The 12,065-nt window shown below is 65.6% G+C and carries 9 protein-coding genes; 4 read left to right on the plus strand and 5 right to left on the minus strand.

Going from position 1 to position 12,065, the window contains the following annotated elements:
• Positions 1-128 precede the first annotated feature (128 nt).
• Positions 129-1,052 (plus strand): sulfite exporter TauE/SafE family protein, encoded by a 924-nt coding sequence (locus tag DY467_RS02480; RefSeq protein ID WP_199851791.1) that lies wholly within the window; start codon positions 129-131, stop codon positions 1,050-1,052.
• On the plus strand, positions 1,049-1,846 hold the full coding sequence (locus DY467_RS02485; protein ID WP_502706437.1) for a TIGR02186 family protein: 798 nt from the start codon (positions 1,049-1,051) through the stop codon (positions 1,844-1,846). The genes DY467_RS02480 and DY467_RS02485 overlap by 4 nt, the downstream gene beginning before the upstream one ends.
• Positions 1,847-2,009: 163 nt before the next feature.
• Here DY467_RS02485 and DY467_RS02490 read toward each other — a convergent pair whose 3' ends face one another.
• Both DY467_RS02490 and DY467_RS02495 read right to left on the minus strand, forming a co-directional pair.
• The gene (locus DY467_RS02490) at positions 2,010-3,317 is read right to left on the minus strand and encodes an NRAMP family divalent metal transporter (protein ID WP_205501974.1); all 1,308 of its coding nucleotides are present in this window, start codon (positions 3,315-3,317) and stop codon (positions 2,010-2,012) included.
• Positions 3,318-3,438: 121 nt separating this feature from the next.
• Positions 3,439-4,359 carry a DMT family transporter gene (locus tag DY467_RS02495; RefSeq protein ID WP_164633897.1) on the minus strand — a complete coding sequence of 307 codons (921 nt, stop codon included), beginning with the start codon at positions 4,357-4,359 and terminating at the stop codon, positions 3,439-3,441.
• Positions 4,360-4,456: 97 nt separating this feature from the next.
• Between DY467_RS02495 and DY467_RS02500 the strand changes: the two genes are divergently transcribed.
• Complete coding sequence (locus tag DY467_RS02500; RefSeq protein WP_107354268.1) at positions 4,457-5,320, plus strand: LysR family transcriptional regulator; 864 nt, start codon at positions 4,457-4,459, stop codon at positions 5,318-5,320.
• A gap of 164 nt (positions 5,321-5,484) precedes the next feature.
• Here the strand turns inward: DY467_RS02500 and pdeM are convergent, their stop codons facing one another.
• From pdeM to DY467_RS02515, 3 genes are all read right to left on the minus strand, one after another.
• Positions 5,485-6,207, minus strand: a complete 723-nt coding sequence (gene pdeM, locus DY467_RS02505) for a ligase-associated DNA damage response endonuclease PdeM (protein ID WP_205501981.1) — start codon at positions 6,205-6,207, stop codon at positions 5,485-5,487.
• Positions 6,208-6,272: 65 nt separating this feature from the next.
• Entirely contained in the window at positions 6,273-8,954 is a 2,682-nt protein-coding gene (locus DY467_RS02510) for a ligase-associated DNA damage response DEXH box helicase (RefSeq protein ID WP_349627601.1), read from the minus strand.
• Between the two features lie 187 nt (positions 8,955-9,141).
• The gene (locus DY467_RS02515) at positions 9,142-10,362 is read right to left on the minus strand and encodes an ABC transporter substrate-binding protein (protein ID WP_164633898.1); all 1,221 of its coding nucleotides are present in this window, start codon (positions 10,360-10,362) and stop codon (positions 9,142-9,144) included.
• Between the two features lie 343 nt (positions 10,363-10,705).
• On the opposite strand from DY467_RS02515, the gene DY467_RS02520 reads away from it, so the two are divergent.
• Complete coding sequence (locus DY467_RS02520) at positions 10,706-12,052, plus strand: outer membrane protein (protein ID WP_164633899.1); 1,347 nt, start codon at positions 10,706-10,708, stop codon at positions 12,050-12,052.
• Positions 12,053-12,065: the final 13 nt, after the last annotated feature.

Below are 12,065 nucleotides of genomic sequence, written 5' to 3' on the forward strand. Positions count from 1 at the left end.
ATGCCGGTCCGGCTGAGCGGGTCTGATCTGTTGCCAGATCATTGAATCAAGAACATCTCCGGGGCGAAGCGTCAGCCGTTGAGCCGGGGATGCTGTCGTCACAGCGAGAACTCCGAAGCGAACCGCGCGTGCAGCTCTATCTCCCGATCGCCGATCTCCCGGTCAACGTCCTGCTCGTGCTGGCGATGGGCGCCGCGGTCGGTTTCGTGTCGGGGATGTTCGGCGTCGGCGGCGGCTTCCTGATGACGCCGCTGCTGATCTTCATCGGCATCTCGCCCGCCGTCGCGGTCGCCTCGGTGACCAGCCACATGGCGGCCTCCTCATTCTCCGGTGCGCTGTCGTACTGGCGACGCCGCGCAATCGATCCACTCCTCGCGTTCGTGCTGTTATGCGGCGGCATTGCCGGTACAGGGCTTGGCGTCTGGTTCTTCGTGCTGATGCGCTCGGTCGGTCAGCTCGACCTGGTGATCGCAGTGTCCTACGTGGTGCTGCTGACCTCGGTCGGCGGTCTGATGGTGTACGAAGGCATCCGCGCGATCCGCCGCTCCAGCCGCGGTGAGGTGCCGCTGGCGGGCCGCTCCGGCAACCGCAACTGGCTGTATGCGCTGCCGTTCAAGGTCCGGTTCAAGCGCTCCAAAATCTATCTATCGGTGCTGCCGGTAGTGGCGATCGGCGTGCTGATCGGCTTCATCGGCGCGGTGATGGGCGTCGGCGGCGGCTTCATCCTGGTGCCCATGCTGATCTATCTGCTGCGGGTACCGACCAGCACCGTCGTCGGCACCTCGATGGTACTGACCCTGGTGACGATGCTGATCGCCACCGTGCTGCATGCCGCCACCAGCCACCTCGTTGATGCGGTGCTGGCGCTGATCCTAATGATCGGCGGCGTCACCGGCGCGCAGTTCGGCGCCCGGGCCGGCCAGCGCATCCGCGGCGAACAGCTCCGCCTGCTGCTCGGGCTGCTGGTGCTGGCGGTCGGCGTGCGGTTCGCGATCGAACTCGGCATCCGCCCCGCCGAACTGTTCACACTGCGCGAATTGAGCCCGACGTGACGGCGCGGCTCAGATTACTCCGCACGATCGCCACCGCCGCGCTGCTGGCGCTGATGCTGCCGCTCGGCGCGCCCGCGCGTGCCGAGCGACTGATCGTGTCGGTCTCGAACGCCCGCGTCACCGTCACGCCGAACTATTCGGGCGGCGAGCTGGTGCTGTTCGGCGCGATCGAGAAAGACCATCCGGCATTCGTCGAAGCCGGCAAATACGATCTGGTGATCAGCGTGTTCGGCCCGCGCGCCAACATGGTGACGCGGCGCAAGGAGCGCAAATTCGGCATCTGGATCAACAGCGATTCCCGCGAATTCCTGATGGTGCCGAGCTATCTGGCGATCTTCGCCAACCGGCCGATCGACGCCATCGCGCCGACCGAGGTGCGGCGCCGGCAGCAGCTCGGCATGAACCACGTGCTGCTGACGCAGCGGATCGGCACCGACTACGCAGACGTCGTCGCCGACGATCAGTTTCGTCAGGCTTTTCTCCGGCTGCGCGAGGATCGCGGGCTGTACCGCGAAGACACCACCGCGGTGAAATTCCTGACCCCGACGCTGTTCCGCACCGGGATTCCACTGCCGGCCGAAGTACCGATCGGCAGCTACGACATCTCGATCAAGCTGTTCTCCGGCGGCGAGCTGCTGACCGAGACCGATACCTCATTCGAAATCGCCAAGATCGGCTTCGAACAATTCGTCGCCACCGCAGCGCGTCAGCACGGCATCATTTACGGCCTGATCACCGCCCTGATGGCCCTCGCCACCGGCTGGATGGCGTCGATCGTGTTCCGGCGAGATTGAACACACGCGGTCATTCCGGAGCGCTCGCGAAGCGAGCGAACCCGGAATCTCGAGATTCAGGGCACCCGGCAGCGCCACGCGTGTCGACCTCTCGGCCTGATAATCTCGGGATTCCGGGTTCGCTCGCTTCGCGATCGCCCCGGAATGACGACGTGTGGGCTAATTAAAGCAAATAGCCCACCGCCATCGCCACCACACTGACACCCATCGCAGCGGTCGAGAGCCAGCCGAGCCAGTGCAGCGGGCCGCGGACGACGAAGCCATGCATGGCGTCGCGGCGGCGGGCAATCAGCATCAGTAACACCATAACCGGTACGGCCAGGACGCCGTTGATCACTGCGCTCCAATACAGTGCCGAGATCGGATTGATCGGCGCGAAATTGAGCGCGATGCCGAGCACAGCCGACAGCGCCAGTACGCTGTAGAACGCCACCGCCTGCTTCGGCTTGCGCGCCAGACCGACCGGCCAACGCCTCCCCTCACCCACCGCGTAGGCGGCCGAACCCGCCAGCACCGGAATCGCCAGCAAGCCGGTGCCGACGATGCCGAGCGCAAAGATCCATTCGGCGAACGGGCCGGCTATCGGCTGCAGCGCCTCGGCGGCCTGCGCCGAGGTTTCGATATCGGTCTTGCCGCTGGCGTGCAGCGTGGCGGCTGCAGTGATGATGATCGCCAGCGCAATCAGATTGGAGAACGCCATGCCGATGATAGTGTCGGCCCGGATGCGCTGAAATTCCTGTGGCGCGTCCTGAGGCGTTTTGATCAGCGGCTTCTTATGCGGATCGATCCGCTCTTCCTCCGCCTCCTGCGAGGCCTGCCAGAAGAACAGATAGGGCGAGATCGTGGTGCCGAGGATCGCCACGATGGTGGTGAGATAAGTGCTGCTCCAGGCGACGTGCGGGATCAACACGCCGGCGGCAGCCTGTCCCCAGTCGACCTTGGCGGCTGCCAGCGCGCCCACATAGGCGAACAGGCACAGCGTCAGCCATTTCAACACAGAGACGTAGCGCTTGTAGTCGAAGAAAATCTGCGCCAGCACCGAGATCGTACCGAACGCCACTACGTAGAATAGTGCCGGCCCGCCGATCAGCAGCTTGGTGGCGTCGGCCATCGCGGCGAGATCGGCGGCGATGTTGATGGTGTTGGCGGTGAACAACAGCACCACGATCACGGCGAGCAGGCGGCCGGAATAATGCCGACAGACGTTGCCGGCGATGCCGTGGCCGGTGACGCGACCGACCCGGCCGGAAATCTCCTGGATCGCCACCATCAGCGGAAACGTCAGCAGCATGGTCCAGCCGATGCCGTAACCGAGCTGCGCGCCGGCCTGACTGTAGGTGCCGATCCCGGACGGATCGTCGTCGGAAGCCCCGGTGATCAGGCCGGGTCCGAGAGTTTTGAAGAAACCGCGGAGCCGGAAGGTTTGGAGGCGTTGGACCTTGGGCGACCCTTCCGGGGCTGGATCAATCAAGTCTGGCCGGTCGAACTCTCGTCTGACGTCAGAGGTCACGCTCGGGATCCCGGCTAGGTGAGATGAGCTCCAACGTAGCGGAAGCCACTTCGTTCCGGTAGCGGAACGCCCCACCGGCAATTCAGCCTGCCGGGGCAGCCGGACGCGCCGGCCTTGTCACCAGATAGATTCCGATCGCCACCGGGATCACACCCAGCAAATCTCGGCCATCGATCGATTCGCCAAGCACCAGCCAGGCGAACAACATCGCCAGCGGCGGCATCACGAAGTGCCAGGCGCTGGCCGCCGTCGCGCCGTACAGCGTCAACAGCCGAAACCACAGCCAATAGGCGATGATCGAACCGCCGAGCACCAGGAAGGCAAATGCGCCAGCGAGCCGCCAGCTCGGTACGATGTCGTTGACGCTCGACAGCGAGAACGCCAGCGGCGTGAGCGCAAGCCCGGCGGCGAGATTCTGGATGCCGTTGCCGATCCATAGGCTGCCGTGCGGCGCCAGACGCTTGAACAGGATGGTGCCGGCGACGATCGACGCCAGCGAGGCCAGCGTAAAGCCGAGCCCGGTCCATGCCTCGGCACCGATCGCGACGCGGTGCCAGACGATGAAAGCGACCCCGGCGACACCGAGTACCAGGCCGGCGACCTTTCGCCAGGTCAGCGCCTCGTGCAGCAGCAGCGCGGCCGCCACCGCGGTGAATACCGGATTGGCGCTGACGATCAGCCCGCCGATGCCGGCCGAGACGGTCTGCAGCCCGACATAGCCGAGGCCGAGATACAGCGCGTTATTGGCGAGGCCGAGCAGCGCGCAAATCGCGACATCGCGTGGCCGCAACGTCCACGACTCGCGGCGCAGCGCCGAGATGCCGAGGATCAGAATGCCGGCGAGGCTGAATCGCGCCGCCAGCAGGATCAGCGGCGGGCAATCGGAGACACCGACTTTGCCGGCCACGAACGCGAAGCTCCACAGCGCACAGAACAGCACGATCTGGAGGGCACGCGGGTTGAGCAGCGGCGAGGCGAGCGAAACGGCGGGCGTAAGCGACATCGAAAGCGTCTCCTGATGCCTCGGCTTAGGGGCTCGCGTTGTCATTGGGAAATTAAATGATAAAATCACTCTCAGTGGATTTTCGAATGAGGCTGCGATGCTCGATCTCGAACTGCTGCGCAGTTTCGTCTCGGTGGTGGAGGCCGGCGGCTTCACGCGCGCCGGCCAGCGCGTGCACCGGACGCAATCGACGGTGAGTCAGCAGATCAAGCGGCTCGAAGACGATCTCGGCCAGCAGCTACTCGACCGCAGCGGCAAGGACGTGCTGCCGACCGAGGCGGGCGAGCGGCTGTTGTCCTACGCACGACGCCTGCTCGCACTCGCCGAAGAGGCACGCGATGTGGTCGGGCGGCCGAGCACCGAGGGCGCGGTGCGGCTCGGGATTCCGGAAGACTTCGCGCTGTACAGGCTGCCGCGGCTGCTCGGCAATTTCTCGCGCGCCCGTCCCGGCCTGCGGCTCGATGTCCGCGCCGATCAGAGCCTGAATTTGAAGCGCGATCTCGAACGCGGCGATCTCGATCTCGTGCTGCTCAAGCGCGAAGCCGGCGGCACCGGCGCGGTCGCGGCGTGGCCGGAGCGCGTTTACTGGGTGAACAGCAAGAGCCACCCGTGCAACCCCAAGGCCAACTCGGTGCCGCTGATTTTCTTTCCCGGCGGCTGCCTGTATCGGCGCCGCGCGATCCACGCAATCGAAGCCGCGGGCCGGCGCTGGCACATGGCCTATACGAGCTCGAGCCTTGCTGGAATCCAGGCCGCAGTCGCGGCCGGGCTCGGCCTGTCGATCCTGTCGGAGATTTCAATTCAGGCCGATCACCGCAAGCTCACCGCGCGTGACGGCTTCCCGCCGATCGAACGCACCGAGCTCGCGCTGATCGCCGCCCCGCAAGCCAGCCCGGCGACGTTGCGGCTCGCCGACAGGCTCGCCGAATTTTGCGAGGAGGTTCACACCAAGGCGGCGTGAGACATTCTGCGGCTTGAGGCCCGTCAATCGTGTCGACCTCTCAGCGGGTCATTCCGGGGCGCGCGTAGCGCGAACCCGGAATCTCGCCCAACATCGCAGCCGTCGAGATTCCGGGTTCGCTCGCTTTGCGAGCGCCCCGGAATGACTCGTGGAGAACTTTAGAATCAGCAACACCGCGAGGCGGCGATGGCGTGGAGGCGGTTGTCGCCGAGCACGTGGGCGGTGAAAGCCGCACCGCCGAACAGTCTCGCGAACGCCGCATCGCGAATGTTCAACCCGCCCGTATAGGCACCGAACGCCGGCATCACCACGCGCGTTCCGTCGCCGGCAAAGCAACGCCGCTCGATGCTGCGGCCGCGGCGGCTGACCCGCGCCTTCGGATGCAGGTGGCCGGCGATCTCACCGCAGGCGCCGGTGGGCTCGTGGCGGAACGCGACGGCACCGACCGCCACCTCGGCCGCAACGCTGCCGCCGAGATCGGACGGCAGGTCCGGATCGTGATTGCCGGAAATCCAGATCCAATCGCGCCGCGCCTGCAGCGCGGTGAGGATGTCACGATTGGCGGGCGACAACCGGCCGTGGGCGTCGCGGTCGTGGAAGCTGTCGCCGAGCGCAATCACGGTGGCCGGGTTGAATCGTGCGATTACCGCGCCGAGCCGTCCGAGCGTCGCTACCGTGTCATAGGGAGGCAGCAGCACGCCGCGCATCGCGAAGCTCGACCCTTTTTCCAGATGGAGATCGGAGACGACCAGCAGCCGCTCGTCTTCCCAGTACAGCGCGCCGAATAGATCGGCGACGAACGTGGAGCCGGCGATGGCGACGCTCTGCTCCCCTCCCCCTTGCGGGGAGGGGGTGGGGGTGGGGGTCCAAGCGGTTTGGCTTCTCAATTGAATGACGTGCCTGTGGCACCCCCCAACCAGACCCTCCCCCGCAAGGAGGGAGGGAGAAGACATCAGCCCATCGCCTCGCGGACCAGGTCGTCGGCGGCTTCGGCGAGCAGGACGTCGGAGGCCTCGCCGTACACGGCTTCCCGGCCGATTTCCAGCATCACCGGCACCGCGAGTGGCGACACCCGGTCGAGTTCCTTGTGGACGATGCGCCCGTTGATTCGCATCAGCATATCACTCAGCCGCCGCAAATCGAGCAGCCCAGTGGCGGCGTCGGCGCGGGCGGCGCGCAATAGCACATGGTCGGGCTGATGCTTGTTGAGGACGTCGTAAACGAGGTCGGTTGAAAACAGCACCTGCCGCCGCGACTTCTCTTCGCCGGCGAAGCGCCGAGCGATCAGGCCGGAAATGATCGCGCAATTGCGGAAGGTGCGCTTCATCAGCGCCGACTCCGCAAGCCAGGCTTCGAGATCGTCGCCGAGCATGTCCGGATCGAACAGCGCATCGAGATCGAGCCGGCCCTGCCGGATCATCTGCGACATGTCGCTGAGCCCCCACACCGCGAGCGCGTATTCGTTGGCGACGAAACCGAGCGGCCGCGCGCGGGCGCGTTCCAGCCGCCGCGTCAGCAGCATGCCGAGCGTTTGATGGGCAAGCCGGCCCTCGAACGGGTAGCAGACCAGATACGACTTGGCGGCGCGCGGGAATGTCTCGATCACCAGTTCGCGCCGATCAGGTACCTGCGACGCCTTGGTCTGTAGCGCCAGCCAGTCGCGCACCTGATCCGGCAAGCCCTTCCATGCCCGCTTGTCGGCGAGCAGCCCGCGGACCCGCTCGGCCAGATAGGTCGAGAGCGGAAATTTCCCGCCCATATAGGACGGCACCCGCGCGTCCTTGTCATGCGCGCGCGAGACGTAGACCTGATCCTCCATCAGCGCCTCGTAGCGCACCACCTCGCCGCCGAACACGAAGGTGTCGCCGGGCGTCAGCCCTTCGATGAAACCCTCTTCGATCTGGCCGAGCATCCGGCCGCCGCGCGCGATCGCGCCGGTGGTGCCGCCCCCCTTGGCGCGCGACGAGCGCACCAGCTTCACCTTCAGCATCGCCTCTTCGACGATGGTGCCGACGTTGAGCCGATAGCTCTGCCGCACCTTCGGATTGGCGACGCGCCAGCGGCCCTGTTTGTCTTGCTTGATGCGGGCAAAGCGCTCGTAGCTTTTCAGCGCGTAGCCGCCGCTGGCGACGAAATCGAGCGTGTCGTCGAAGTCGGCGCGGGATAAATCCGCATAGGGTGCAGCGCTGCGAATCTCCGCGTACAGATCATCGGCGAAGAACGGCTCGCCGCAGGCACATCCGAGAATGTGCTGCGCCAACACGTCGAGCGCCCCCTTGCGCTGCGGCGGAGTGTCTTGCGCATTCTCGGCCACCGCCTCAATCGCAACAGCGCATTCGAGCACTTCAAAACGATTGGCCGGCACCAGCACGGCGCGTGAGGCCTCGTCGATGCGGTGATTGGCACGGCCGATGCGCTGCATCAGCCGCGATGATCCTTTCGGCGCGCCGACATTGACCACCAGATCGACGTCGCCCCAGTCGACGCCGAGATCAAGCGACGAGGTACAAACAACTCCGCGCAAGCGCCCTGCTGCCATTGCGTCCTCGACCTTGCGGCGCTGGCCGACATCGAGCGAACCGTGATGGAGCGCGATCGCGAGGTTGTCGTCGTTGATCCGCCAAAGCTCCTGGAACAGCATCTCGGCCTGGCTGCGGGTGTTGACGAACACCAACGTCGTGGTGTTGCGCCGGATCAGGTCGTAGATCTCGGGCAACGCGTGGCGTGCGGAGTGCCCAGCCCATGGCAACCGCTCCTTGGTGTCGAGCATCTCGACGATCGGCGGCGCTGCGCCGGTGGCGACGACGATGTCGGCCGAGACAGCCTCGCCGTCCGGCTGCGGCACCAGGAAGCGAGCGAGTTCGTCCGGGTCGGCCACCGTCGCCGACAGCCCGATGGCTCGGAGCTGCGGCGCGATTCGCCACAGCCGGGCGAGGCCGAGCGACAGCAGGTCGCCGCGCTTCGACGTCACCAGCGCGTGCAATTCGTCGAGCACGATGCGCCGCAAGGAGCCGAACAGATAGGGCGCATCGTCGGAGGCGAGCAGCAGCGCGAGCTGTTCCGGCGTGGTCAGCATAATGTCCGGCGGATTGCGCCGCTGCCGCGTCCGCCGCGACACCGGCGTATCGCCAGTACGGGTCTCGACCCGGATTGGTAGTTTCATCTCTGCGATCGGCGTCTCGAGGTTGCGCGCGATGTCGACCGCAAGCGCCTTGAGTGGCGAGATGTAGAGCGTATGGAGCCCGCCACTGCGCGGGACCATTTCTTCTCTCCGCGCGCGGGGAGAAGGTGGCGCGGAAAGGCTAGCTTGCTGCGCCGGACGAGGGGGCGTCTCGGCAAGCAACGCTGGCTCAGCCAATTGAACCTCATCAGCCCGCTCACCCGGCTTGGCGGCATTGCCGACAGGCCGACCTCTCCCAGCAAGCGGGTTCGAAGAGGACAGTTCCACCAAGGTCGGCAGAAAGCCGGCCAGCGTCTTGCCGGCACCGGTCGGCGCGATCAGCAGGGCGGAGCGTTGCGCCTGTGCCTTTTCCAGCAGGGCCAGCTGATGGTCGCGCGGCGCCCAGCCGCGTTCGGCGAACCAGCGGCGGAACCGGTCGGGCAGCAAATCGGAGGAAGAATCGGCGACGCTCACCCCGCCAAGCTAGGCATTCGCCGTGCGGCGGTCGAGGTTGGGCGCGAGAAATGCCCGCCGCCTGCCAGTCTCTGCCGCATCGAGATGCCTAGCTGACGCGATGCTTCTCACCCTTGAGGGCCCCAGGCCGTAACGAAAACCCCGGCCGCGCTTCCGCTTGGCCGGGGTCATCACAGCACGCGCGCTGTTACTCCGTGAACGGCTTCTCCGAGATGTCCCAATCGGTGCCGTTGAAGGTGGCGATGTAGAGGGTCTTCATCGGGGTGTAGTCGTCCGGCGTGTAGCTATAGTCGATGCCGTCGAGGAAGTAGGGCGAGTGGAAGCCCTTCAGCGAGGTCGCCTGCTTGATCACGTTTTCACGGGTCAGGTTATCGCCGCAGCGACGCAGGATCTCGGCCATCGTCACGGCCTGGCCATAGCCCGCGTACGCGATGGTGTTGTCCTTGTCGACGTTGGGCAGGTATTTGGCGCGCAGCTCCTCGAACGCCTTGACGTCCGGATCGTTCTCGAAGCGCGGCACGCCGACTTCCTTCGAGTAGCGAACCGCCACGATGCCCTTGGCATTGTCGAGCCCGGCTGCGTTGAGGATCGAGCGGCCGGTCGACCCCGCCGACAGCAGGTGGAGCGGCTTCCAGCCGATCTCGGCGATCTTGCGGATCGACTGCGAGGTCGCCTTGCCGGTGGTGATGTTGAAGAACACGTCGGCGCCGGACTTCGACAGGTTGATGATCTGCGAGTCGATCGTCGGCTCGGTCAGGTCGTAGCTGGCTTCCGCCACCACCTTGGCCTTGCCTCCGGCCTCTTCCAGCACCTTCTTGAACGGGGCCAGGAAGTCACGGCCGAAATCGTCGTTCTGGTACAGGATGGCGACCTTGGCGTCCGGCTTCACTGCGACGACGTGCTTGGCGAGGATGCGGGCCTCGGTCGGGTACAGCGGCAGGCCCGCCATGGTCCATTTGAAGTTCTTCGGGTCGTTCCACTTCGACGCCCCGGTGTTCAGCAGCAGCTGCGGAACCTTCTTGGAATTCAGGTACTTATGGACCGCCGTCTGGGGCGCGGTGCCGAGCGAGCCGTACAGCGCCAGCACTTCCTCCTGCTCGACCAGCCGGCGGGTCGCTTCCACCGCTTTCGGCGCGCTGTAGGAGTCGTCCAGGGTGATGAACTTGACCTTGCGGCCGTTGATGCCGCCCTTCTCGTTCAGCATCTGGAAATAGGCTTCACCGACGCGGCCGAGCACGCCGTAGAGCGAGCCCGGGCCGGAATGCGGAACGGTCTGGCCGATCTTGATTTCGGTGTCGCTGGCGCCCGGATCGTATTTCTTGTCCGCCGCCGTCGCCGCCCCCGCGGTCAACATCACCGCCGCGATCGCCGCCACGGACGTGCGGACGGAGCTGGTGCGCAAATTCATCGAGTTTCTCTCCCCTTGGGTGTGCCGGCTCGAAACGACCGGTTCTTGTTCGGCCGCGGCGCTGTGCGCTTCTGCGGCGGAGCCATCCTGGGCAGAGGCGGGAAGCCGCGCAACCCATCAACCGATTAAATGACCGCCGAATACGCGTAAGGGGCGAGATTTCTGCCGCGCGGCGGGCAATCAGAGGGCGACTCGTCGCCGCACCCCGGAACTTTGAAAACCGGGATTTACCGCGTCAATCAATCGTTTACCCGCGAATTTCGGCCGGTGTGGCCGCCCGGGTACAGACGACTCGATGCCGTCCCCGTAATGTTCGCGCAGGTTTAAGAGGGGATTCCCGTCCATGAAACGTATTTTCGCCGGCGTCGTGCTGGCTGGCACCGCCGCCGTCAGCGCCCAAGCGGCCGATCTCGCCGTCAAGGCGCCGTACCTGAAGGCCCCGGTTGCCGCCGTCTATGACTGGACGGGCTTCTACATCGGCGCCAACGTCGGCGTCGGCCTCGGTCGCAACCTGCAGACCCACGCCTATCCGGGCGGCGCCTCGCTCAACACCACCTACCTGCAGCCGCAGGGCGTGATCGGTGGCGGCCAGATCGGCTACAACTGGCAGCTCGGCTCGTTCCTCGGCCCGATGCTGCTCGGCCTCGAAGCCGACATCCAGGGCAGCGGCGCCAGCGACGGCTACACCTCGCTCAACGGCCTCGCCACCAACTACAACCAGAAGCTCGACTGGTTCGGCACCGTGCGCGGCCGCGTCGGCCTCGTGCGCGGCCCGGCGGTCGCCTACTTCACCGGCGGTTATGCGGTCGGCAGCGTCAAGACCACCGTCACCGAGGGTGGTCTGGTGGCGTTCGACAACAGCAAGACCCGCTCCGGCTGGGTGATCGGCTCGGGTGTGGAAGCTGCGCTGGGCGGCAACTGGACCGGCAAGATCGAATATCTGTATCTCGACCTCGGCAACCAGACCGACTTCTTCGGCAATCAGAGCCTGCGCACCGAAGTTCGCGAGAGCATCTTCCGCGCCGGTCTGAACTACCGCATCGGCGGCAACGGCACCTACATCACTCCGCCCCCGGCGAACTGGGCTGGCCTGTATATCGGCGGCAATTTCGGCGGCGCGACCGGGCGTGATCGCTCGAGCCTGACCCTCGGCGGTGCGACCGACGCCTTCAACCTGGCGCCGGACGGTTTCATCGGTGGCGGCCAGATCGGCTACAACTGGCAGGCCTCGAACTGGGTGTTCGGTGTCGAAGCCGACTTCCAGGGCTCGACCCAGAAGGACCAGCGCGCTTCGGTGCTCGGTCCGCGGGCCTACTATGACGCCAAGCTGCCCTGGTTCGGTACCGCGCGTGGCCGTATCGGCTACTCGCTCGGCTCGACGCTGTTCTACGGCACCGCCGGCTACGCCTACGGCAACATCAAGTCCGACATCGTCAGCTCGATCGGCAACTACAGCTTCAAGACCACCAAGGGTGGCTGGGCTGCCGGCGCCGGCATCGAGACTCCGTTCCAGCTGTTCGGCCTGCTCGGCCCGAACTGGACCTCGAAGACCGAATATCTCTACGTTGACCTCGGCTCGACCACCGACGTGTTCGGCGGCACCGGTATCAACACCACCAAGGTCACCGAACACATCCTGCGCACCGGCATCAACTATCACTTCAATCAGCCGGTGGTCGCGAAGTACTAATCTTCGCCTCACA

It is taken from the genome of Rhodopseudomonas sp. BR0G17, assembly GCF_010907025.1.
GTDB classification, from domain to species: domain Bacteria; phylum Pseudomonadota; class Alphaproteobacteria; order Rhizobiales; family Xanthobacteraceae; genus Rhodopseudomonas; species Rhodopseudomonas palustris_H.